This window comes from Bacteroides sp. An51A (genome assembly GCF_002161565.1).
GTDB lineage: Bacteria > Bacteroidota > Bacteroidia > Bacteroidales > Bacteroidaceae > Phocaeicola > Phocaeicola intestinalis.
Genome location: NZ_NFIC01000001.1, coordinates 779,215 through 804,721 on the forward strand (window position 1 = coordinate 779,215; position 25,507 = coordinate 804,721).

Annotated in this window: 19 protein-coding genes and 1 tRNA gene; 16 read left to right on the top strand and 4 right to left on the bottom strand. The window is 46.3% G+C overall.

Features of this window, described 5'->3' with window-relative positions; translation table 11 throughout:
- Positions 1 to 191: 191 nt before the first annotated feature.
- Together B5G04_RS03070 and B5G04_RS03075 are read right to left on the bottom strand one after the other, a co-directional pair.
- Positions 192 to 2,663, bottom strand: a complete 2,472-nt coding sequence (locus B5G04_RS03070; RefSeq protein WP_087248229.1) for a bifunctional UDP-N-acetylmuramoyl-tripeptide:D-alanyl-D-alanine ligase/alanine racemase — start codon at positions 2,661 to 2,663, stop codon at positions 192 to 194.
- Positions 2,639 to 3,628 carry a GSCFA domain-containing protein gene (locus B5G04_RS03075; protein WP_087395725.1) on the bottom strand — a complete coding sequence of 330 codons (990 nt, stop codon included), beginning with the start codon at positions 3,626 to 3,628 and terminating at the stop codon, positions 2,639 to 2,641. The genes B5G04_RS03070 and B5G04_RS03075 overlap by 25 nt, the downstream gene beginning before the upstream one ends.
- A gap of 92 nt (positions 3,629 to 3,720) precedes the next feature.
- On the opposite strand from B5G04_RS03075, the gene dxs reads away from it, so the two are divergent.
- The 16 genes from dxs (at position 3,721) to B5G04_RS03150 (ending at position 19,911) form a co-directional block, all read left to right on the top strand.
- Positions 3,721 to 5,628, top strand: a complete 1,908-nt coding sequence (gene dxs / locus B5G04_RS03080) for a 1-deoxy-D-xylulose-5-phosphate synthase (RefSeq protein WP_087248225.1) — start codon at positions 3,721 to 3,723, stop codon at positions 5,626 to 5,628.
- On the top strand, positions 5,625 to 6,965 hold the full coding sequence (gene trkA, locus B5G04_RS03085; protein WP_022039685.1) for a Trk system potassium transporter TrkA: 1,341 nt from the start codon (positions 5,625 to 5,627) through the stop codon (positions 6,963 to 6,965). Before dxs ends, trkA begins: the two co-directional genes overlap by 4 nt.
- A 25-nt stretch (positions 6,966 to 6,990) precedes the next feature.
- Positions 6,991 to 7,608, top strand: a complete 618-nt coding sequence (locus B5G04_RS19605) for a hypothetical protein (protein WP_158100022.1) — start codon at positions 6,991 to 6,993, stop codon at positions 7,606 to 7,608.
- Positions 7,609 to 7,884: 276 nt separating this feature from the next.
- A complete protein-coding gene (locus tag B5G04_RS03090) occupies positions 7,885 to 8,235 on the top strand; it encodes an NADH-quinone oxidoreductase subunit A (protein WP_022039683.1) in 351 nt (116 codons plus the stop codon).
- Positions 8,226 to 8,852, top strand: a complete 627-nt coding sequence (locus tag B5G04_RS03095; protein ID WP_087210640.1) for an NADH-quinone oxidoreductase subunit B — start codon at positions 8,226 to 8,228, stop codon at positions 8,850 to 8,852. The genes B5G04_RS03090 and B5G04_RS03095 overlap by 10 nt, the downstream gene beginning before the upstream one ends.
- Positions 8,849 to 10,468: an NADH-quinone oxidoreductase subunit C gene (locus tag B5G04_RS03100; RefSeq protein WP_143270420.1), complete on the top strand. Its 1,620-nt coding sequence runs from the start codon at positions 8,849 to 8,851 to the stop codon at positions 10,466 to 10,468. Before B5G04_RS03095 ends, B5G04_RS03100 begins: the two co-directional genes overlap by 4 nt.
- 129 nt (positions 10,469 to 10,597) lie before the next feature.
- On the top strand, positions 10,598 to 11,623 hold the full coding sequence (gene nuoH / locus B5G04_RS03105) for an NADH-quinone oxidoreductase subunit NuoH (RefSeq protein ID WP_191764353.1): 1,026 nt from the start codon (positions 10,598 to 10,600) through the stop codon (positions 11,621 to 11,623).
- Positions 11,624 to 11,635: 12 nt separating this feature from the next.
- Entirely contained in the window at positions 11,636 to 12,103 is a 468-nt protein-coding gene (locus B5G04_RS03110; RefSeq protein WP_022039679.1) for a 4Fe-4S binding protein, read from the top strand.
- A gap of 12 nt (positions 12,104 to 12,115) precedes the next feature.
- Complete coding sequence (locus tag B5G04_RS03115; RefSeq protein ID WP_022039678.1) at positions 12,116 to 12,634, top strand: NADH-quinone oxidoreductase subunit J; 519 nt, start codon at positions 12,116 to 12,118, stop codon at positions 12,632 to 12,634.
- 16 nt (positions 12,635 to 12,650) lie between these two features.
- Complete coding sequence (gene nuoK / locus B5G04_RS03120) at positions 12,651 to 12,962, top strand: NADH-quinone oxidoreductase subunit NuoK (protein WP_022039677.1); 312 nt, start codon at positions 12,651 to 12,653, stop codon at positions 12,960 to 12,962.
- Positions 12,963 to 12,980: 18 nt separating this feature from the next.
- Entirely contained in the window at positions 12,981 to 14,873 is a 1,893-nt protein-coding gene (gene nuoL, locus B5G04_RS03125) for an NADH-quinone oxidoreductase subunit L (protein ID WP_022039676.1), read from the top strand.
- Positions 14,870 to 16,351 carry an NADH-quinone oxidoreductase subunit M gene (locus B5G04_RS03130; protein WP_087210630.1) on the top strand — a complete coding sequence of 494 codons (1,482 nt, stop codon included), beginning with the start codon at positions 14,870 to 14,872 and terminating at the stop codon, positions 16,349 to 16,351. The genes nuoL and B5G04_RS03130 overlap by 4 nt, the downstream gene beginning before the upstream one ends.
- Positions 16,352 to 16,361: 10 nt before the next feature.
- Positions 16,362 to 17,783 (top strand): NADH-quinone oxidoreductase subunit N, encoded by a 1,422-nt coding sequence (locus tag B5G04_RS03135; protein ID WP_022039674.1) that lies wholly within the window; start codon positions 16,362 to 16,364, stop codon positions 17,781 to 17,783.
- 381 nt (positions 17,784 to 18,164) lie between these two features.
- A tRNA-Pro gene (locus tag B5G04_RS03140) sits at positions 18,165 to 18,237 on the top strand.
- Positions 18,238 to 18,453: 216 nt separating this feature from the next.
- Positions 18,454 to 19,488 carry a UDP-glucose 4-epimerase GalE gene (galE, locus tag B5G04_RS03145; RefSeq protein ID WP_022039673.1) on the top strand — a complete coding sequence of 345 codons (1,035 nt, stop codon included), beginning with the start codon at positions 18,454 to 18,456 and terminating at the stop codon, positions 19,486 to 19,488.
- Positions 19,489 to 19,710: 222 nt separating this feature from the next.
- Positions 19,711 to 19,911 carry a hypothetical protein gene (locus tag B5G04_RS03150; protein ID WP_158100023.1) on the top strand — a complete coding sequence of 67 codons (201 nt, stop codon included), beginning with the start codon at positions 19,711 to 19,713 and terminating at the stop codon, positions 19,909 to 19,911.
- Here B5G04_RS03150 and B5G04_RS03155 read toward each other — a convergent pair.
- Positions 19,878 to 22,337, bottom strand: a complete 2,460-nt coding sequence (locus B5G04_RS03155) for a TIM-barrel domain-containing protein (RefSeq protein WP_087248218.1) — start codon at positions 22,335 to 22,337, stop codon at positions 19,878 to 19,880. The two genes, B5G04_RS03150 and B5G04_RS03155, sit on opposite strands and share 34 nt — an antisense overlap.
- Positions 22,338 to 22,456: 119 nt before the next feature.
- Positions 22,457 to 25,372: a helix-turn-helix domain-containing protein gene (locus B5G04_RS03160; RefSeq protein WP_239414015.1), complete on the bottom strand. Its 2,916-nt coding sequence runs from the start codon at positions 25,370 to 25,372 to the stop codon at positions 22,457 to 22,459.
- Positions 25,373 to 25,507: the final 135 nt, after the last annotated feature.

The following is a 25,507-nucleotide window of genomic DNA, read 5'->3' on the forward strand; positions in this document are numbered from 1 at the left end:
AGATATCAGGCAGGCTTATTGCCCCAAATGTTTTTTACAGCTACAAAGAAAAAAGAAATTCATGACATATCAAAATCAAATGCCGTTATTTTGGCTTAAATTTTAAATTTTATTTGAATATCCCCCTCTTTTACTACATTCTCGCTAAAAATCGCCTCATATTTTGCCATAAAATACGACTAAACGACTTTTCAATCTTGAAAATATACCCGTTTTACGCGATTCGAAACATTGGTCAAAATCTCGTAAGGTATCGTATCAAGAGCATTCGACAACACCGTCACGGGCAGGTCATCTCCAAAGACAACCACCTTATCCCCTTCCTTACAGTCTATACCTGTCACATCAATCATACACACATCCATGCAGATATTGCCTATATACGGGGCTTTCTGTCCATTCACCAAACAGTAGGCATTACCGTTCCCCAAATGCCGATTCAATCCATCAGCATATCCTATAGGAACAGTGGCAATGCGTGAGTCACGGTGCAACACTCCCTTCCGGCTATAGCCAATAGTTTCATCTGCTGATACATTATGAATTTGCAAAATTGTAGTTTTCAGCGTACTTACGTTATGCAAGACACGATTGGTATAAGGATCAATCCCATACAATCCTATACCCAACCGTACCATATCAAATTGTGCTCCCGGATAGCGTTCGATACCCGCCGTATTACAAATATGACGTAAAATCTTATGCGTAAATCCGGCCTGCAATTCGGCCGAAGCGGCTTCAAACGTTTCAATCTGCTTTCGTGTAAAAGCATCGAAACGAGAAGAATCACTTCCCACCAGATGTGAAAAGACCGAACGTGGTATTACTGCCGACTGACGATTCAAACGTTCAACCAACGGTTTCATATCGTTATACGGATCGAACCCTAAGCGGTGCATGCCCGTATCAATTTTAATATGGATAGGGAAATTAGACACTCCTTCCCGTTCGGCAGCTTTAATCAGATCTTCCAAAATGCGAAAGCCATAAATATTCGGTTCAAGGCGATAGGCAAACATTGTCTTAAATGCCGTCACTTCTGGATTCATGATTATGATAGGGCAAGTAATGCCTGCCTTCCGCAAATCAGCTCCTTCATCTGCCACAGCCACAGCCAGGTAATCAACCCGGTGTTCTTCCAAAGTCTTTGCCACTTCAAACGGACCAGCCCCGTATGCCGATGCCTTGACCATACACATCAATTTAGTCTCAGGTTTCAGTTTATTGCGGTAATAATTCAAATTATCGACCAAAGCATTCAGGTTTATTTCCAGAATTGTTTCGTGTACTTTCAACTCCAACAAATCCGTCACCTCATCAAAATGAAAAGCTCGCGCCCCCTTCACCAGAACGACATCGTCCCGTAACGAAGCAAGCACACCGGAAGCTATCAGTTCTTTCGTAGTCTGGAAAAATTGTTTATCCTTCACTTCGAAACGAGCCGAAGCAGCCGAAATCTCTTCGCCCACTCCTATTAACCGGTCTACTCCTCTACTATGAACCAAGTCTGCGACTTGGCGATAAAGCAATTTTCCCGGCTGCCCAGTCTCCAGAATGTCCGACAGAATCAACGTACGACGGCGCATTTTACCTTCAGACCGCCTTGCCATAAAATCAAGTGCTATGTCTAACGAAGCAAAATCTGAATTATAACTATCATTTATCAACACACAGCCGTTTTTACCCTCTTTCACTTCCAGCCGCATAGCTACCGGTTCCAGACAAGCCATCCGTTCGGCTATTGTCTCAGGCGAGACCATCAGATATAAAGCTACCGCCAGGCAATTCAGTGAATTTTCAATGGAAGCATCATCAATATACGGAATACGGTATTCTTTAAAAAATCCCAAATACCTATATTTCACAGTCGTACCCGTAGCATCTTTTTCTATTTTCTCGACAAAAAGAGGGCGTTCCACATCTTTCATTGACCAGGCAATTTCACGCGCTGCGAACAACGATTTCGCCACACAACTGCTTATCAGTTCATTATCGCCATTATAAATAATTACATCACAATCCTTAAACAAGAGCAATTTCTCCATACATTTCTCCTGCAAAGAAGTAAAATTCTCCTGATGAGCACCACCTATATTAGTCAACACACCGATAGTGGGACGGATAATAGGCTCTAAGGCTTCCATTTCCCCCATTTCAGAAATACCTGCTTCGAAAATACCCAGTTCCGTATGTGAATCCATCATCCAAACCGACAAAGGAACACCGATCTGAGAATTATAACTGCGCGGCGAACGTGTAATTCTCCGTTCCGGGCTTAGCAACTGGTAAAGCCATTCCTTTACCACCGTTTTCCCATTACTTCCCGTAATGCCCACAACAGGGACATCGAATTGCTCACGATGCTTAGCAGCCAAACGCTGTAAAGCTTTCAGCACATTACTCACGACCAGAAAGTTTATATCTTTACAGCCCTGCATCTTTTTCGGAATTTCAGTAACTACAAAATTATATACACCCCGTGCATACAATTCTTCAATATACTTATGGCCGTCATTGCGTTTAGTCTTCAGCGCAAAAAACAATGTTTCTTCCGGAAAACATAACGAACGACTATCAGTCAGTATCCAATCAACCTGTGCCGGACGGTCTCCGACACGATTTGCTCCTATTACGGAAACTATTTCTTCAATCGAGCTTGACATAGATTAATTTCATTTTGGACATCTAAGTACGCGAATTTTTCTTTTAGCGCTTCTATGTTTAACAGTATTTGACTTAAAAAACGCTGATATTGCTTCGAATCAGGGTCAAACGGACGATGTTCCAGTCCTTTTTTCACCACTTCCCAATCTTTAAGGAAGCGGTGGGTAGCCGGCGGAAAAAAAGTCTGCCCAAAACATTCCCATATATAATGGACAGCTTGGAATGACGGATGCAACATATCATCAGCATAAAAACGGTAATCACGTAATTCATCCACCATGATTTCATAAGAAGGAAAATAAAAACAACGGGCTGGATAGGCGTCTATCAGTTTTTGCACGGCCAACAACAACACAGATTTACTGATTTGATTACCATGCATACCATCTTTTACATGACGGATAGGACTCACTGTAAACAAAAAGTGCAAATCAGGCTTCAACGCTGACAACCTCTCCACCAACAAGGAATAAGCCCCTACGATTTCATCTACTCCCAACAACCGACGGTTAAAACAATTCCCAGGCAATTTATGACAGTTCCCCACTACCTGTCCGTTTTCTTTCCACTCATATACCCAAGCGGTTCCCCAAGTGAACATCACCCAATGTGCCTGATGCAGACATTCTCTAGCATGTAGCAACCGGGCATTGATTTTAGTCAGACATTCTTCGGGATTGCGCGACGAGAAACTGCTATGATGCATCAAGCTATACCAAACACCCTGATATTCCTTCAGATTTTCCTTATTATATATAAAAGGACAATCCACCTGCGAAATAGCCTCAGCTATCGAACTTGGATTGTATAACACACCAAACGGGTTCACATCACACCTGAATTTATAATCCATAAACAACTTCCCGATATTTTCAGCAAAGCAAGATCCCCACAACATCAACACATCCGAATGATTGACTGGAGGCATCCCTACAGGTAAATCCACTTTTGTTCTAAACTCCATAAACAGACTATATTCGTTATTTTTGGTACAAATGTAAACACTCTACACATATTTATTGTACTTTTGCACCATTAATATTGAAAAGAAATCAGATGGAACAAGCTACTTCTTACGAATTGTTGAACAAAATAGATAGTCCAAAGGATTTGCGCCATCTTCCAGCCGATTTACTTCCGGAAGTTTGCAAAGAGCTTAGGGAAATGATTATTGACGAACTTTCCCGTAATCCTGGGCATTTCGGTTCAAGCTTGGGAGTTATTGAATTGACAGTTGCCCTTCATTACGTATTCAACACTCCCTACGACCGCATCGTATGGGACGTAGGGCATCAGGCATACGGTCACAAGATTCTGACCGGACGCCGTGACCGGTTCTGCACCAACCGGAAACTGAACGGTTTGTGCCCCTTTCCCTCACCTGCCGAAAGCGAATACGATACATTCACCTGCGGACACGCATCCAATTCCATCTCTGCCGCATTAGGAATGGCGGTCGCCGCCTCGCGAAAAGGAGAAGACGACCGGCATGTAGTAGCCATCATCGGAGACGGGTCAATGAGTGGCGGACTGGCTTTCGAAGGACTGAACAATGCCTCATCCACTCCCAATAACCTGTTGATTATCCTTAACGACAACAACATGGCCATCGACCGTAGCGTAGGAGGCATGAAACAATACCTGCTGAACCTGCAAACCTCGGAAGGATACAACCGTCTGCGTTTTGCCATCGCTCAAAAGCTGCGTAAAATAGGCATTCTGACAGAAGAACGCCAAAAAAGCCTGCTGAGGTTCAACAACAGCCTAAAATCGGTATTGACCCAACAGCAAAACATTTTCGAAGGAATGAACATCCGCTATTTCGGGCCAGTAAACGGACACGACGTGCTTTCACTGACCAAAGTCCTGAAAGAAATAAAGGACATGAAAGGACCAAAACTGTTGCATATCCATACCGTTAAAGGCAAAGGGTTCAAACCGGCTGAAAAAGAAGCGACCCTTTGGCACGCTCCCGGAAAATTCAATAAAGAAACCGGTGAACGTATCATTCCTGACACTACCGGAATGCCTCCCCTGTTTCAGGACGTATTTGGCAATACCTTATTGGAACTGGCAAGGCAAAACAAGAAAATTATCGGTGTCACCCCTGCCATGCCTACCGGATGTTCGATGAACATATTGATGAAAGCCATGCCCGACCGGGCTTTTGACGTAGGCATCGCCGAAGGACACGCCGTAACTTTTTCAGGAGGAATGGCAAAAGAAGGATTACAACCGTTCTGTAATATCTACTCATCATTTATGCAACGTGCCTACGATAACATCATTCACGACATAGCTATCCAGCGGTTGAACGTAGTGCTATGCCTAGACCGTGCAGGATTGGTAGGAGAAGACGGACCGACTCATCACGGTATATTCGATTTGGCTTATTTGCGCCCTATTCCTAACTTGACCATCGCATCACCATACGACGAGCACGAGCTACGTAAACTGATGTACACAGCACAACTACCCGACCAAGGACCATTCGCTATCCGATATCCACGTGGCAGAGGAACACAGACTGACTGGGAATGTCCGTTTGAAGCCATCGAGGTAGGAAAAGGCAGAAAGCTGAAAGACGGTTCCGACCTTGCCGTTATCACCATCGGTCCTATCGGCAACGATGCCGCACAGGCTATTACCGAAAGCGAGGCACATACAGGGAAGAGCATTGCCCATTATGACTTACGTTTTCTGAAACCATTAGACGAAGCCATGCTCCACGAAATAGGAAAACGATTCCATCGTATCGTTACCGTAGAAGACGGCATCCTGAAAGGAGGAATGGGTAGTGCCATACTCGAATTCATGTCCGATAACGGATATACACCTGTCGTCAAACGACTGGGCATCCCCGACCGTTTCATTCCACACGGACCCGTAGAAGCCTTACATGCCATCTGTGGTATAGACAAGACAACGATATATAACACACTTATTCATTTACTTGAAGTATGAAAATCATTATTGCAGGAGCAGGCGCAGTAGGCACCCATCTTGCCAAACTGCTGGCTGGAGAAAAACAAGACATCATCCTCATGGATGAAGACGAAGACAGACTGGGAAAACTTGGCAACAATTTCGACCTGATGACGGTCAACATCTCTCCTACTTCCATATCCGGACTGAAAGAAGCAGGAACGGCAAATGCCGACTTGTTTATAGCCGTCACTCCCAACGAGAGCCAGAACATGACCGCCTGCATGCTTGCTGCCGGACTAGGAGCCAAGAAAACCGTAGCCCGTATCGACAATTACGAATACTTGCTGCCTAAATACCAGGAATTTTTCGCCAAACGTGGAGTACATTCACTCATCTACCCTGAAATGCTGGCAGCAAAAGACATTGTCGACGCAGTCAAGATGAGCTGGATACGCCAGTGGTGGGAGTTTGCAGGAGGCGCACTCGTGCTTATCGGAACCAAGATGCGGGAAACGGCCGAAATCTTAAACATTCCCCTCTACGAACTAGGCGGACAAAACATTCCATTCCACATCGTTGCCATCAAGCGTGGCAATGAAACCATCATCCCCAGAGGTGATGACTCTATCCTGCTGAACGATATTGTGTATTTTACCACCACAAAAAAATACATACCCTATATCCGCAAAATTGCAGGCAAAGAAAACTATGCCGACGTGCGTAACGTGATGATTATGGGAGGAAGCCGCATCGCCGTGCGCACAGTACAATACATGCCCGAATACATGCGTACCAAAATTATCGAAAGCGACTATGCACGTTGCAATCGCCTGACCGAACTGGTAGACGATAAAGTAATGATTATCAACGGAGACGGACGAGACTTAGACCTGCTGACAGAAGAGGGCATCAAAAACACTGAAGCATTCGTTGCCCTGACCGGAAGCGCCGAAACAAATATCCTTGCCTGCCTTGCAGCCAAACGGATGGGTGTGAGCAAAACCGTAGCACAAGTAGAAAACGTAGACTACATCAGTATGGCTGAAAGCATGGACATAGGCTGTGTCATCAACAAGAAATTCATCGCAGCAAGCCATATTTACCAGATGATGCTGGATGCAGACGTATCGAACGTGAAATGTCTTACCTTTGCCAATGCCGATGTAGCAGAGTTTACCGTCAAGGCAGGAGCACGCATCACCCGTTCGCAGGTAAAAGATGCCGGATTACCCAAAGGAGCTACCATCGGAGGACTGATACGAAACGGAGAAGGTATCTTGGTAACAGGTAACACTACCATTCAGGAAAACGACCACGTTGTGGTGTTCTGCCTGAACATGATGATTAAAAAATTAGAAAAATTCTTCAATTAAGAAGCTGTTTTGAATTTATCGTGCGATGATTTGGGATGAGTTTTTGAGGCATTTTCGCTTCTGTGATGAGGAAGATAGCGGGCTATCTGACGAAGAACAGGAGCGAAAAAGACCAAAAAATCGCCCAAAGCACACACGAAAACAGATACATCAAGCCAAGAAAAACTTTTTGGAGAAATTCAAAACAGCTTCTAAGAGACAGTTCCTAAATCTTGCCCAGGTTTATTTTGTGAATTGTTTTAGAGGATGTTCCGCATTCCCCTATTGCTATACCATCATTGTGGGCATAATTATGGGGCGGAGGCAGCGGACATTGCTTGTCCTTTTCCGGGATAAGATTGTGTCGGCAAAGACAGTTAACTGCGTTGCCAGTCCCAGTACCAGTAGGACTGCAGTCCTACTGGTACTGGGACTGGGCAAGGACTGCAATGCATCTTATCATGCAGTTGATATATGCTGGAATAATGATTGGTCAGATGCAGACATTCTCATTTCTGGACATCCATACACCTTCCTCCACCCGACAAGCCACACCAGCATACACATACCGATTGCATCAAATTACACAGTCCAGCCTTGCACCTGTCCTGACCAACAAGAATTGACAACAGACTGTCTTCACACCTCCAAACCCCTCCTCTGAACCGCTTTTACCATTAGCCCAACATAGAGATTCTTAAATATTTGCCCGCTTGTCTACTTTTTTATGCAATTTTGCTTCCTGTTAATTAAAAATAAATACGTATCTTTGCCTCCAGTTTTCAGACTGGTCAGCAATGAAAAAACGGACAAAACCCACACTAATACTTTATGAATCCTTTATAGTGCCACCTATAAGGGCAGGAATGGTGTGTGCCTTTTCCGAGACCGGCCGTAATCGCACACGACAAGAGAATTATCATCAAATATAATTATATATATGTTTTTCACGTTTTTAGTTGTAGCTATCCTGACAGCCGTTGTGCTGGTGGTAGCGGCACTGACGATTTCAAACCTTATCGCGCCTCACACGTTCAACCCGCAAAAGGGTGAACCATATGAGTGCGGTATCCCGACCCGCGGACAGTCATGGGTACAGTTCAAGGCAGGCTATTACCTGTTTGCCATCTTGTTCCTGATGTTCGACATCGAGACCGTATTCCTCTTCCCGTGGGCGAATGTAGTGACTGAAATCGGTGCCTACGCATTAGTGTGTGTATCATTCTTCTTGTTAGTATTAATTTTGGGCTTGGCATACGCCTGGCGGAAAGGAGCGTTGGAATGGAAATAAAGAAACCGAAAATCCGCTCTATGCAGTATGATGAGTTCAAGAACAACGACTATCTGGAACGCATGGTCCAGCAGTTGAACGATGATGGTGCAGGTGTTATCCTGACCACTTTCGATGACCTGATCAACTGGGGACGAAGCAATTCTGTATGGGGATTGTTGCTGGGAACAAGCTGCTGCGCCATCGAATTCATGGCATTGGGTGCCGCACGTTACGACATGGCACGTTTCGGATTCGAGGTAACACGTAACTCCCCTCGCCAAGCCGATGTACTGGTGGTAATGGGTACCATCACCTATCGTACTGCTCCTGTAATGAAACGTCTGTACGATCAGATGGCAGAGCCCAAGTATGTAGTTGCCGTAGGCGGATGTACCATTTCAGGAGGTCCGTTCATCAAATCCTACAACGTAGTAAACGGTATCGACAAAGTAATTCCTGTCGACGTATACATTCCCGGCTGCCCTCCACGTCCTGAAGCCTTCTATTACGGTTTGATGCAATTGCAACGCAAAATGAAGGTAGAACGCTACCTGGGAGGTGTAAACCGCAAGACCGAAGCAAATGATGAGGTAAACGATAACGAAACAGAAAAGGCGAAAGGAGGTCAGGTATGAAACGTGACGACGTAATGAAGACAATACAAGGAGCAGAAGTGTGTCCGGGAAATGCCGGAGTCATCAAAGTGCCATTAAGCGATTTCCGTCACGTGGCAGAAGGATTGAGAAACGACCCGCAAAGCCCGATGGATTTCTTGCGCGACATTGTAGGCATGGACTGGGGTGAAGAAGGCCTGGGAGCCATCTACTTCATGGAATCGACCGTAACGGGCGATACCATAGCCATCCGCACCGCAACAACCGACCGCCAACAGCCGTTGCTTCCCACTGTAAGCGATTTATGGAAGACTGCCCTCATCAAAGAACGCGAGGTATACGACTTTTTCGGCATCCTGTTTACCGGCCATCCGGACATGCGCCGTCTTTTCTTGCGGGAAGACTGGATAGGCTGGCCGCTGCGCAAAGACTACGATATGAAATCAAACCCTTTGCGTTTGGACAATGAAATCAATGCGGATATTACCAAAGAATACCGTCTGCAACGCGACGGAACCCTGCAAGGCATTGACCACCGTGTGTTCGGTGAAGATGATTTTGTCGTAAGCATGGGTCCCCAACACCCGTCTACACACGGTGCATTACGTATGCGCATCGCGCTTGACGGAGAAGTGGTCAAGAAAGTCGATCCCGTATTGGGATACATCCACCGCGGCATCGAAAAGATGAACGAAAGCCTGACTTATCCGCAGACATTGGGCATGACCGACCGTCTGGACTATCTGAGTGCCCACCAAAGCCGCCACGCACTGTGTACATGTATCGAACAAGCTGCCGGCATCGACATCTCGGAACGTGCACAATACATCCGCACCATCATGGACGAGCTTCAACGTATCGATTCTCACTTGCTGTTCTATTCTTGTCTGGTATTGGATATGGGTGCCATGACTCCGTTCTTCTACGGATTCCGTGAAAGAGAGATGATACTCGACATCTTCGAGGAAACTACAGGAGGACGTCTGATTCAGCACTATAACGTAATCGGCGGCGTGCAAGATGATATTCACCCCACTTTCTGCCAGAAAGTGAAAGATTTCATCAAGCATCTGCGTAAAGTCATCAAGGACTATCACGATATCTTTACCGGAAACGTCATTGCTGATACCCGTATGAAAGGCGTAGGTATCCTGACCAAAGAAGACGCTATCTCAATGGGATGCACCGGAGGTACAGGACGTGCTACAGGATGGGCAAACGATGTGCGCAAACGCCACCCGTATGCATTGTATGACAAGGTGGATTTCAAGCAAATCACTTACAACGAATGTGATACTTTCGCACGCTACATGGTACGTATGGACGAAATCATGGAATCATGCCGCATCATCGAACAACTGATAGACAACATTCCGGCAGGTGAATTCCGCGTAAAGACCAAACCGATTATCAAGTTGCCGGAAGGTATCTGGACATCGGCAGTAGAGGCAAGCCGTGGCGAATTTGGTGTCGTAATCGAAAGTCATGGTGACAAGACTCCTTACCGTATGCACTTCCGCTCGACAGGATTGCCACTGGTACAGGCGATGGACACACTTTGCCGTGGCTGGAAATTTGCCGACCTGATTGCCATCGGTGCTTCGGTAGACTTCGTTATCCCGGATATCGACCGATGAGAAAGAAGAAACAACGTTCGGCGCAAGCCTATTAAAAATTAAGAATAAACCAATATGAACCAAGCATTTTTAGATTACTATAACCTGCAACCGCTCTTGGCCGCCATCCACTCTTGGCTGTGCGGTATAATGCCGGAAGGTCTTGCCATTTTCCTGGAATGTGTCGTTGTGGGTGTTATTATTTTGGTATTATATGCCGTGCTTGCCATCATCCTTATTTATATGGAACGTAAGGTCTGCGCGGCTTTCCAGTGCCGTATCGGTCCCAACCGTGTAGGTGGCAAAGGAGGTCTGCTGCAAGTTCCGGCAGACGTTATCAAGATTCTGATCAAGGAAGTATTCAAGCTGAAGAATGCCGACCAGTTCCTATACGGTCTGGCTCCTTTCCTTGTGATTCTTGCCTCCATCTTGACGTTCTCCTGCCTGCCTTGGCACAATGGTGGAGAAATTCTGAGTATGAACATCGGCATCTTGTTTGTGCTGGCAGCCTCTTCCATCGGTATCCTGGGCATTTTGCTTGCCGGTTGGAGTAGTAACAGCAAATATACCCTTATCGGTGCCGTACGAAGCGGTGCAATGCTCATCAGCTACGAAATCTCTATCGGAATCACGGTACTGACCATGGTGATGCTAAGTGGAACAATGGATATCCACGAAATCGTAATGAGTCAAGCCAACGGCTGGAACATTTTCAAGGGACATATCGTAGCCATCGTAGCATTCATCATCTATCTGATTGCAGGTAATGCCGAGGCAAACCGTGGCCCGTTCGACCTTGCCGAAGCAGAACAAGAACTGACAGCCGGATACCATACCGAATATTCGGGTATGCATTTCGGATTCTTTTACTTGGCAGAATACCTGAACCTGTTCATCACATCGGGAATCGCCACTACCCTCTTCCTGGGAGGATGGATGCCGCTACACATTGCCGGTCTTGACGGATTCAACGCTGTAATGGACTACATTCCGGGTATTGTATGGTTCTTGGGAAAAACGTTCTTCGTCGTATTCCTGCTGATGTGGCTGCGTTGGACTTACCCACGTCTGCGTATCGACCAAGTACTGACCTTGGAATGGAAATACATCATGCCGTTGTCATTGCTCGTCATGCTGGTGATGGCTGTATGCAAAGTTTATGGACTCGTTTTTTAATACAGAATTAACATGGAAAGTTTCAGCGACTATATAAAAGGATATGCTTCAGGCTTAAAAAGCTTGCTTATCGGCCTGCGCACTTCGATGAAAGTGTTTTTGGAACCGAAAATTACCGAGCAATATCCTGAAAACCGTCATACGACCCTGCACATCCCCGAACGCCACCGTGCCAAGCTGACGATGATTCACGATGAAGAGAACCATCATCACTGCATCGCGTGCGGACTGTGTCAGATGAATTGCCCGAACGGCACAATCAAACTCACGACAGAAACGCGTGAAGATGCCGACGGAAAGAAGAAAAAAGTATTGGTCAAATATGAGTACAATCTTGGCTCGTGCATGTTTTGCAACTTGTGTGTGAATGCCTGCCCTCATGGTGCCATTGAGTTCACCAACGATTTTGAAAACGCGGTGTTCGAGAAAGACAAGCTCGTCTTGACCCTTAACCACGAAGGTTCAACCCTCGCTAAATAATCAAAATAGAATATGGAAATACTATCATTTCAAAATATCGTATTCTTCGTAGTGGCACTCGCCATTGCAGTGTGCTCGGTACTTGCTGTAACCACAGGCAAACTGTTGCGTGCCGCTACCTACCTGCTGTTTGTTCTCTTCGGAACCGCGGCGATATTCTTTATGCTGGGCTACACGTTCTTGGGTGCTGTCCAGCTGATGGTGTATGCCGGAGGTATCATTGTATTGTATGTATTCTCTATCGCATTGACCCGTTCGGACAAAGACATGAAATACAAAGTAAGCAAAGCCAAGCTATTCAGCCTGCTCGCTACCACAGTAGTAGGTGCCGCATTGGTTCTCTTGCTGCTTTTCACCAATGGATTTGCCCTCAACACTATCCCGCTGGGAGAAGAACTTCCCTCACGCGAAGTTGGCTTGGCTCTTGTAGGAACGGATAAATATCAATTTGTATTACCTTTTGAGGTAGTCAGTGTCTTGCTGCTGGCATGTATGATTGGTGGCATCCTGATCGCACGAAAGGAAAAATAAACAGGAGGTTCAATTTATGGAAATACATGTAATACATTACTTGGTCATCAGTACCATCATGATGTTTTGTGGTATTTACGGATTCTTTACCCGCAAAAACCTGCTGGCACTGCTCATCTCCGTCGAGCTTATGCTGAATGCAACGAACATTAACTTTGCCGTATTCAACCGTTATCTTTTTCCAGGACAACTGGAAGGACATTTCTTCACGTTATTCGGTATTGCCATCGCAGCAGCTGAAACAGCCGTAGCGATAGCCATTATCATCAATGTGTACCGCAACGTGAAACAAGTCCTGACCGATGACATCACCGACATGAAAGGATAACTAAAACAATTATCGATTATGGAATATACAATACTGATACTCGCGCTGCCCGTTCTGAGTTTCCTGATATTGGGACTGACGGGTATGTACATGAAACATCGCGTAGCGGGGCTCATCGGCACATTGTCACTGACAGCTGTTACGATTCTGAGCTACCTCACCGCTTACGAATACTTCACGGCTCCACGCACGGCAGAAGGAGTTTTCCAGACGCTGATGCCTTGGAATATCCAATGGCTACCCTTCAACACCTCGCTGCACATTGACATGGGCATCTTGCTCGACCCGATTTCGGTAATGATGCTGGTTGTCATCTCGACGGTCAGCCTGATGGTGCATATCTACTCATTCGGTTACATGAAAGGAGAAGTGGGATTCCAGCGTTATTATGCATTCTTGTCGCTTTTCTCATTCTCTATGCTGGGATTGGTCCTTGCTACCAACATTTTCCAGATGTACGTGTTCTGGGAGTTAGTGGGTGTTTCTTCTTATTTGCTTATCGGATTCTATTATACGAAGCCAGAAGCCATTGCAGCAAGCAAAAAAGCATTCATCGTTACACGTTTTGCCGATTTGGGCTTCCTCATCGGTATTCTGCTTTACGGTTTCTATATGGGAACCTTTACTTTCACTCCCGAACAGGAACAGCTGATGAAATGCGGTATGGTACTGCCGTTAGCCCTCGGACTGATGTTCATTGGTGGTGCTGGTAAGAGTGCCATGTTCCCGTTGCACATCTGGTTGCCCGATGCCATGGAAGGTCCTACACCAGTCAGCGCCCTTATCCATGCTGCTACCATGGTGGTTGCCGGTGTTTACCTGGTAGCCCGCATGTTCCCATTGTTTATCGGCTATGCCCCCGAGACACTACATCTTGTAGCATACGTAGGTGCATTCACAGCTTTCTATGCGGCATCTGTCGCCTGTGTGCAGAGCGATATCAAGCGTGTGCTTGCCTTCTCAACCATTTCTCAAATTGGTTTCATGATGGTAGCACTGGGAGTTTGTACTTCTGCCGACCCGCATGAAGGCGGTTTGGGCTATATGGCTGGTATGTTCCACCTGTTCACTCACGCCATGTTCAAGGCTTTGTTGTTCCTGGGTGCCGGATGTATCATCCATGCCGTACATAGCAACGAAATGTCTACCATGGGCGGTTTGCGCAAGTATATGCCGATTACCCACATCACCTTCCTGATTGCCTGCCTGGCTATTGCAGGTATCCCTCCGTTCTCAGGTTTCTTCTCAAAAGATGAAATCTTGACCGCCTGCTTCCAGTTCAGTCCGGTAATCGGTTGGATTATGACGATTATCGCCGGCATGACAGCATTCTACATGTTCCGTCTGTACTACGGCATCTTCTGGGGAACAGAGAATAAGGAACTGCACGAACATCATACCCCGCACGAAAGTCCGCTGAGCATGACTTTCCCGCTGATGGTACTTGCAGCCATCACTATTGTTTGTGGTTGGATTCTTCCGTTCGGTCACTTTGTTTCAGCTAACGGTCATGCTTACGACATCCACCTGAATACCCAAGTGGCAGTAACCAGCATCGTGGTAGCCCTGATTGCTATCGCACTGGCTACATGGATGTATGCACGCGACAAGCAACCGGTTGCCGATATGCTGGCAAAACGTTTCCCGACGTTGCACCGTGCCGCTTACAAGCGTTTCTACATGGATGAAATCTGGTTGTTCGTAACCAAGAAAATCATTTTCCGCTGCATCTCTACTCCACTTGCCTGGTTCGACCGTCACGTTATCGACCAATTCATGAACTTCATGGCTTGGAGCACCAACGCGGCAGGTGAAGCAGCCCAGCCTATACAGAATGGTAAAATCCAGAGCTATACCATGTGGTTCCTGGGTGGAGTTATAGTATTAACCGTCATGTTATTAGTATTATGAATATATTAAGTCTTTTCGTATTAGTACCTCTGCTGATGCTGTTGGGTTTATGGATAGCCCGCAACCTGAATCAGGTAAGAGGAGTGATGGTAGCCGGATCCAGTATCCTGCTGGTTCTTGCCGCATACCTTACCGTTTCTTATATTGGACTTCGAAACGGGGGTGCAACCGAAGAAATGCTTTTTACCGATAGCATCAGCTGGTATGCCCCATTACACATTGCCTACTCAGTAGGTGTCGACGGTATTTCGGTAGTAATGTTGCTGCTGAGTGCCATCATCGTGTTCACCGGAACATTCGCTTCGTGGAAGCTGAAGCCGCTTACCAAAGAATATTTTATGTGGTTTACTTTATTAAGTACCGGTGTATTCGGATTCTTTATCTCTACCGACCTGTTCACTATGTTCATGTTCTACGAGGTGGCATTGATTCCGATGTACCTGCTTATCGGCGTATGGGGAAGCGGCCGCAAAGAATATTCTGCCATGAAGCTGACCTTGATGTTAATGGGTGGTTCGGCATTCCTGCTGATTGGTATTCTGGGTATCTTCTATGGTGCCGGAGCAGAAACCATGAACGTGATTGAAATCGCCAAACTGAAAATACCGACTGAATTCCAACAGGTATTCTTCCCAATGGTATTTTTGGGATTCGGTGTACTGGGAGCCCTCTTCCCATTCCATACATGGAGCCCTGACGGTCACGCTTCGGCACCGACCGCCGTATCTATGCTCCATGCCGGCGTATTGATGAAACTGGGAGGCTACGGATGCTTCCGTGTGGCAATGTACCTGATGCCTACCGGTATGGCATATTGGGGTGATTTCTTCTTGGTATTGACTACTATCTCGGTTGTTTACGGAGCATTCAGCGCCGTCGTACAGACCGACTTGAAATACATCAATGCCTACTCATCTGTAAGCCACTGCGGCTTGGTATTGTTTGCTTTGCTGATGGCTACCCGTGTCAGCTCGACAGGTGCTATCCTGCAGATGCTGAGCCACGGTTTGATGACAGCCTTGTTCTTTGCCCTCATCGGTATGATTTACGGACGCACACATACCCGTGACATCCGCCAGTTAAGCGGCTTGATGAAAATCATGCCCTTTTTGGCAGTAGGTTATGTGATTGCCGGTCTTGCCAATCTCGGTTTGCCGGGCTTAAGCGGATTTATTGCCGAAATGACCGTCTTTGTCGGTTCATTCCAGCATACAGACCTCTTCCACCGCACCTGTACCATCATCGCTACGATGAGTATCGTCATCACAGCAGTGTACATCCTGCGCGTTGTTGGAAAAATCCTGTATGGAACCTGCAAGAATCCGGAACACCTGAAACTGACAGACGCCACATGGGACGAACGCCTTGCCGTTATCTGCCTTATCGCAGCTGTTGCCGGACTTGGACTTGCTCCGTACTGGGTAAGTGACGTCATCAGCGGAAGTGTCGAACCTATCATTTCACAATTAATACATTAATCAAGACATTATGGATATAAGTGCAATATTTTCCGCCATGCAAGCAGAAATCAGTCTGGCAGTGATACTGATTATCATCTTGCTTGCCGACTTAATACTGAAACAGCCTAACCACAAGGCGTTACAGGGTTTGGCATGCGGACTTTTAGTAGTGCAAATCGCACTGAACATCATGCCGGTCACAGGCGAAGCTTTCGGAGGTATGTTCCGTACGACTCCGATGGCTTCCATCGTCAAGACCGTTCTCACTGTAGGCACCTTGCTGGTATTCATGCAGGCAGACTCATGGATTAATCGCGAAGACACCCGCCACAAATCCGGCGAATTTTATGTGCTTACACTCTCTACCCTGCTGGGTATGTACTATATGGTAAGTGCAGGCAGCTTCCTGCTTTTCTATGTAGGTTTGGAACTTGCCAGCATCCCGATGGCTTGCCTGATAGCCTTCGACAAATACCGGCATCATAGTGCAGAGGCAGGCACCAAGTTTATCTTGAACGCCATGTTCTCATCGGCATTGATGCTATATGGCCTATCGTTGGTTTATGGCACGTGCGGAACCATGTACTTCGATGACCTGCCTGCCTTGCTTACAGGCACTCCGCTGCAAATCATGGCAATGGTCTTCTTCTTCGCCGGTTTGGGCTTCAAGCTGAGTCTGGTACCGTTCCACATGTGGACACCCGATACCTACCAAGGTGCGCCAACTGCCATTACTGCATACCTGTCGGTTATATCGAAAGGTGCAGCAGCATTCGCTTTGATGAGCATTTTGGTCAAAGTATTCGGTCCCATGATTGATAACTGGAGCCTGATGCTGTCGGTAGTTATTGTTGTAACCATCACCATTGCCAACATCTTCGCTATCCTGCAGCACGATCTGAAACGCTTCATGGCATACAGTAGTATCTCACAGGCAGGTTACATTATGTTGGCTGTACTTGGAGCCGACGGACAAGGTATGGCTTCATTGGTTTACTATGTCATCGTGTACATCGTGGCAAATCTTGCCATTTTCGGTGTCATCACTACTGTAGAACAACACAACGGCGGACGTGTAGACCGCGATGCCTATAACGGCTTCTACAAAACCAACCCGCACCTGAGCTTCATCATGACACTGGCACTCTTCTCGCTAGGAGGTATTCCGCCGTTTGCCGGTTTCTTCTCGAAGTTCTTCGTGTTCGCTTCAGCTTTCCATGCCGGACACTGGCTGGTAGTATTCCTGGCATTGGTCAACACAATCATCTCATTGTATTACTACCTGCTCATCGTGAAAGCGATGTACATTACTCCGAACGACAACCCGCTGCCCACTTTCCGTAGCAGTGGTATGACACGTGCCTGTCTGGTTATCTGCCTGTTGGGTATCGTTCTACTGGGTATCTGCAGCTCAGTTTACAATGTATTGAACGAAATGGCGATGCTATAAATTAGAAAATTCAAATAGCCCAAAGAGCATATATATTTAAGCTCTGCAAATCAGGAAGAGGCAAGGAAACCAATGTGTTTACTTGCCTCTTTTCACACCTGAAAGACACAAGCAAACACAGATTTTTTGCTTATTGCTTATGTGCTTCTCTGTGTTGTCTGTGAATTCATGTGTCCTGTGACAACATCAACAAAAAGCATAAATCCATACCACACATTGTATAACAGCTGCGCATTCTCCCATCACAGCCAATTATACAGCAAAAACACAAGCGGTATAAAAGAAATTCACATTTTTCAAGAAAAAAAACGACTATTATTTTGTGAATATCAAAAAAAGCCTTACCTTTGCACCCGTTATCGAAAGAGGACGATACACAATCGGAATGTAGCGCAGTTGGTAGCGCACTACGTTCGGGACGTAGGGGTCGGGCGTTCGAGTCGCCTCATTCCGACATAAAGACGAAGATAGGAATAATTCTATCATCGTCTTTATTTTTTAGACACTTCATGAAGTCCCCTGCCGAAAGCCTGTGTATCAAAATCGTCATAATGGGACTACAAATCGGTCATTTTGCGCCTTTTTGTTTTTTAATACATTCATTTTTCGATATTTCTTTCTATTTTTGTATGGATAATATAAGAACCTTATCAAATTAATACCTTATAAAATGAAAGAAAGAATTTTAGTAACTGGCGGTACGGGCTACATAGGTTCGCATACCGTAGTAGAATTGCAAAACAACGGGTACGATGTAGTGATTGTGGATAACCTGTCAAACTCACGCGCCGATGTGGTGGACAACATTGAAAAAATAACTGGCATCCGCCCCGCTTTCGAACACGTAGACTGTCTGGACTATGCCGCACTGGAAAACGTATTCACGAAATATCCAGGCATAAAAGGAATTATTCACTTCGCTGCCAGCAAAGCCGTAGGCGAGTCTGTACAGAAACCTCTGCTATACTACCGCAACAATATCGTCTCGCTTATCAACCTGTTGGAACTAATGCCACGCCATGGCGTAGAAGGCATCATTTTCTCTTCATCATGCACTGTATACGGCCAACCGGACCATTTACCCGTTACCGAAGAGGCTCCTATCAAGAAAGCTGAATCCCCCTACGGAAATACCAAGCAAATCAATGAAGAAATCATCCGAGACACCATCGCTTCAGGATCACCCATACACGCCATCCTGCTACGCTACTTCAACCCGATTGGAGCTCATCCGACAGCACTTATCGGCGAACTACCCAACGGTGTACCGCAAAACCTCATCCCTTACCTGACCCAAACAGCTATCGGCATCCGCGAAAAACTTACTGTATTCGGTGATGACTATAACACACCGGATGGCTCGTGCATCCGCGATTACATCTACGTAGTAGACCTGGCAAAAGCACATGTCACAGCAATGCACCGTATTCTGGACGGCAAGCAGAAAGACACAGTAGAGGTATTCAACATCGGTACTGGAAAAGGCGTTTCTGTATTGGAATTGATTCACGCTTTTGAAGCTTCGACAGGTGTAAAACTGAACTACCAGATAGGCAAACGGCGCGCAGGAGATATCGAACAAGTATGGGCAGACCCGACATACGCCAACAACGAACTAGGCTGGAAGGCAGAAACTTCACTGGAAGACACACTGCGCTCGGCATGGGAATGGCAACTGAAACTGCGTGAAAACGGAATCCAGTAAAAAATTATCCACCAATAAATCCTTGTAAATGTAATAGGGGCAGGAAAAGACCTGCCCTATTACATTATAAGCCGGAAACATGTATCTCTGCAGACTGGCTGCCGCTCTTAAACCCAATAACGCATTGCAATCGCATACAGATTTCCGAATAGAAAATTTACAATTTGCTTTTCAGTTACCTAAGCAGCATTGACTTAGAAGCTGTTTTGAATTTATCGTGCGATGATTTGGGATGAGTTTTTGAGGCATTTTCGCTTCTGTGATGAGGAAGATAGCGGGCTATCTGACGAAGAACAGGAGCGAAAAGGACCAAAAAATCGCCCAAAGCACACACGAAAAAGGATACATCAAGCCAAGAAAAACTTTTTGGAGAAATTCAAAACAGCTTCTTACAATTTTACCGTCAGTTTCTTGCCAGTATAGTTTACTGTCTTTTCCTTGCCATCGGGAGTACGCACGATAAACTTACGGCTTTCCAGCATACCTGGGTATGACCCTTTACGTGCACCGATAGTCAGACGACGGGAAGCCTCATCCCATGTCATCGGGATTTCGGTATAAGCACCTTTTTCGTAATTGTAATTGTCAAACTCGTCTTCATAAAGCGTGAAATCTCCATCGGCACCGGGATAGACACAAAGCGTCAATACATCCCACGGTTTTTCTGTAGCATATTGTACATCAGGTCCCAGCGGCACAATGCTACCTGCCTTGATATAAAGCGGAATGAGGTCGAGAGTAGTCTCACGTGCAAACTCTTGTCCTCCGTCCAGTTTTTCGTTAGTCCAGAAATCATACCATACCGTACCTTCGGGCAGATAGACAGGAGCTGATTTCTTCTGAGTAAAGTCGAAGGTACCCGTTTCATCTCCAGCCTTTCCAGCATTGTCACGGTTCCATCCACTTTGTTCATCGACTTTCAACACCGTTTCGGGAGTATACTGTGCTTCGAGTACCGGTGCCACGAGGAATGCCTTGCCGAACATATATTCATCATTCATGTCCCACACCTGTTTGTCTGCAGGAAAATCCATTACAAGCGCACGCATGAACGTAGACTGACGATGGCTGACCTCCCAAGAAGTAGAATAAATATAAGGCAACAACGTATAACGCAAACGAATCATTTTCTCGATGGCATCATACACCAGTTCACCTTTTTTCCCGAACTGATAAATTTCACGAGGTGCATCTGCACCGTGCGAACGCATCATCGGTGTAAAGGTACCGAACTGCATCCAGCGCACAAAAAGTTCCTGATAAAGCGGATTCTTGGGAGCCGTCCCGTCATTCCAGCTCTTATTATATTGTCCGGCAAAGAAGCCACCGATATCATTGTTCCAGTGTGGCATACCGCAAAGCGAGAAGTTCAGTCCTGCCGGCACCTGTTTACGCAAGTTTTCCCAAGAAGAACCCACATCGCCCGACCATACATTGGCGCCGTAGCGTTGCTGGCCTACAAATCCAGAACGTGTAAGTATAAACACGCGCTTATCTGAGGTTGTGGCACGCTGATGATCGTAAACACCTCCCACGCACATTAATGGATAGGCGTTGCGCACTTTACGGAAAGTACCCAGATAGGTCTTCTGGTCAAGGTCGCCCGGCTTAAAGTCCAGATGGTCCGGATCGGTAGAGTCCATCCACCAAGCATCCATGCCATACTTGAAAATACCATCGTTCAAATATTTCCAATAAATGTCACGAGCTTCAGGCGAATAAGCATCATATACCTTTACTCCCGACGGATATTCAGGATCGGGCGGCCAACCTTCGGTACCTGATGCAGGCCAAGTCTTGAAATCATAAAGCAAATCTTTGGAAGCCAGCTCCCGATAAGGCTTCGTAGCAGGACCGAACGAAGACCAGATAGAAATGGCCATATGAGCGTTCATGCCGTGCACATCGTCAAGCATTTTCTGCGGGTCGGGGAAAAGCGGGTTGGTAAAGTCCATGGCATTCCACAAATAATTGTGTCCCCAATACTGCCAGTCCTGAATGATACCGTCCAAGGGTACACCCAGTTCACGATACTTGCCCACAACTCCTACTACCTCATCCTGGCTTTTATAACGTTCCTTGCTTTGCCAGAAACCGTAAGTCCATAAAGGAAACATCGGAACCTGGCCGGTGAGCTCACGCATGTCGGCAATCACTCCATCCGCATTTCCGCCATACATAAAATAATAATCAACGCACGTTCCTACCTCGAAATCGAAAGAAGTTCCATCGGCATTGTCGGTAAAAGTAACAGGAGAATAATTATCCCAATACAGTCCATAGCCTTTAACCGACTGGAAGAACGGACTGGAGTCTTCCAGATTGCTTTGAATAAGATATTTCTGCTGGTTACGCTGGCTCATTTTGCCCGTCTGAAGCTGTCCCAACCCATAGATTGCCTCGTCTTTATCCAGCCGGAATGCCTGACAGACACGGTAGTATCCCTTATCGGCTCCCTCCTGATAAGGTTTGAAAGAAGGTTCTCCCTGCTCTGTCAACAAGGCATTACCTTGCAAATCGGCAAAGCTCAAGGTGCCTTCCTGCTTATCAAGCGTGACCGTGACGGCGGCACTTTTCAATATTACGGCATCATCCGTCTCGTTTACCTTAAACTTTATATCTTCGGTGGGAGAAAGAACCACTGCAAGACTCTTCTCCTCCGGCATTGTTGCCTGCGGATATTTCACCACACGCACAATGGAGGGAGTATAAAACTGCACCTCACAGCTAAACTTCTCACCCGGCACCTCCAGCTTTACGCCATGTGCCGTCCGGCTCACCTCTTGAGCCACAGATAACCCTGAACTGCACAGCAACAGGGCTAACCCTACAAATCGGAATGTTTTCATAATTACATTTTAGATATTAGATGTTTGTCAATTGGTTTACAAAGGTAACGGATTTCGACTGTTACGAAGATGCACACACGTTGCAAGAAACTATACAAATGTTGAAATCGGGCTGTTTTTCAATGTTTTTCTTTCCGTTGAGCATATTGTGAAGGACGAACGCCGAACTCTTCCTGAAAACACTTGCTCAGATAACTTGACGTACTGAACCCTACCATATCCGCCACTTCAGCCACTGTATAGCCCTTGTCAAGCAAGCACGCCGCCTGCTTTAAGCGTACCGATCGGATAAAGCCGGTAGGTGTCTTTCCCACCAAGGAAGTCAATTTACGATAAAGCCCTGTACGGTCCATCCCCATATCGCGGCTCCAAGCTTCCACTGAATAACCCGGATTATCCAGATTGGACTCTACACATTGCAAAGCCTTACGCACAAAAGCTTCATCTGCCGCAGTAAGCAAAGGACCTGCTTCCTTTTGCGACTGGACAGCCCTCGGATGAAGCTTGCGTTCTTCCTGCAAGACCAGCAAATGCCGCATATCCATCAACAAGGATTCCAGATCTATCGATTTTTCATCGGCTGGCAAAGGAAGCAATACCCCCTCTGCCAACTGGTCTATCAGTTTTTTCATTTCCTCTGCTTCCTGCCTCACTCCCTGAAGCTGTTGGCGGACCTCTCCTTCACCCAACGATACAAGCACACTGTCCAGGGGAGAAAGTATCCTGTCTACGGGTTCTTGCAGTTCGCTATGGATATTCTTCAAAAACACGCCTTTCATCTCATCCAGTTTTTCTTTCTGTTCACGCACCAGGCTACGACGCTTACGCCGTGCATAACTTACAGCCAGTAACCATGTCAAACCTACTCCCAAACAAACATACAATCCGTAAGCATAAGGCGTACGCCAAAAAGGAGGTCTTATTATTACACCAAATTCGGCATAACGTCCTGTCCATGGTTCGCCTCCCCGTGTTGCCTGTACCTTAAATCGATAACTGCCCGGAGGCAAGTCTGTATAAGTGACATAACCACGGCCGTCTGATGAACACATTTCCTGCTCTTCGGCATCTATCCCCACCAAAATATAACGGTAATGCGTCTGTGTAGGATTGACATAGTTCAGTGCTGAAAACTCCAGTGAGAAAAAATTCTGGTCATAAGCCAAAGCCACTTCCCCTGAAGAAGGCAAAGGGTGCTTTTGCCCGAACAAACTGAATCCTACAAACACAGGCACAAACGGAGAAGGTGCGGCCACAGAATGAGAGGCACCCATCACATTGAATCCATTAATGCCACCCCAATACAGCGTACCATCGGAAGTCCGGAAAACCGAACGCGGACAAAACTCGTTTCCGATAATCCCATCGTCTTGATTAAAGTTAACAAATACATAACGCCAAGTCCCGTCATCTGCCGGACGTACAGTCAGACAAGACAGACCGTTAGCTGTGGAAACCCATAATGTGGAATCGGAAGTCTCGATAATAGACTGTACTGCATTATTTACCAAACCATCGGTCGTATAAAACGTACGCCTCCTGCCTGTTGAAGGATTCCAAAGCACCAGTCCGTCTTCCTGTCCAATCCATACATCCCCTCTGCCATCTACACAAAGTGCGTTACAAGGATGCAAAGATGGAATATAAGATAACACACGCCCTTGACGGTTACGTACAAACAGACCCTCTATCGTAATCCCCACCAACGAATCCTTACCTAATGGCATCTCCTGTAAAATCGCCGGACCACCTTGCACCAGACTTCCCAATTCTTTTTTCAGGATAGGAATATCCATCTTCTTTAAAGGAGATACAGCATCTGCAGGATCATACCGGAACATTCCTTCGGTGGTCTCTACCAATATCTGCCGATTATCTGTTTCATGAAAACCCGTCACCTGCAAGGCCTCATCACCGGGAACAGGAAACAACGTACGTCCCACGTTCCGGAAACGGAAACGTGCCGGGTGATAATACAATACCCCCCGGTTCAGAGTACCTACCCATAACCCGCCTTGGGCATCGTTGTAAACCGTACTGACTTCGGTCTCAATCCTTCTTCCGTCGACCAGTTTCAAGACAGGTATGTAATGCTTCTCCTGTAAATCAGCTCCAATAAACCATAATCCTTCCCGACAACTCAACCAAATATTACCTTCACAATCCAAGGCAATATAGTTCAGCCAATAATCGGCACGAAGCACTTCAGTCCACATCTGGCGACGGCAATCGTAATAAAGCAATGCTCCTCCATGCACGCCGTTGCACAGCTGGTACAGTCCTCCCGCAGATGCCAGCATATACGAAGTGTTTCCATACCAGCCTTCTGACAAGACCTCTCCCAACGACCGACGACATACTTCATCTCGCGTATGCAAGTCATAACACAACAGAATTCCCGAACGGTAAAACAGATAAAGGTGGTCGTCCACTACTTCTAAATCATAAAGCACATCTTTTTGTCCGCACGTCAAAGCAGACACGTGCAACAAAAACGGTTCCGCCTGCAATGCTTGCCCTGCGACACGCATCAGACAATCGGACTCAGTAAGCAGCCAGAAGTTTTTTTCCGTATCCATAAAAAAATCTTTCAACGGCTCCCGTATTCCCCATTTTCCAAACAAACTGTCAGGATGCTCCAACATCTGTCCAGTCCTGCCGTCTACCACCATCAAAACCTGCTGGTTTTTCATCCATACCCGTCCTGCTGCATCGGTATACGAATGATGAAAACCGGCATAATCCGAAAGGCGGCAGATATGACGGGCATCGTAGTGCAAATAATCGAAGCCCGTCCCGTCGTACAGGTTAAATTGCCCCGCCGTAGTAATCATCATACGTCCATCCTGCAGCTGGGTAATGTTCCGCACCTGATTGCCCGACAAACCTTGAGTAGCATCAACAGGCGAAAACACCACAAAAGGGCTTTCGGCAAAAGCCTTTCCTGCCATCAGCCCCACACATGCGAATAATATACGTATAATAAAGAATAAATACTTCATACACTCTTTCAGTCTTCTCTCAACGGTTTTCACAAAGGTACGTTTTTCTTCACCCATTTCCAAGTCTCCTGCTCCTGCATTCTTGATTTATCGCAAGATTTCAGGGCTAAACGCCCGATTCTTCCCATCGGAAAAGAACAATGTTTCCGGCTTTCGGCTAACTTTGCA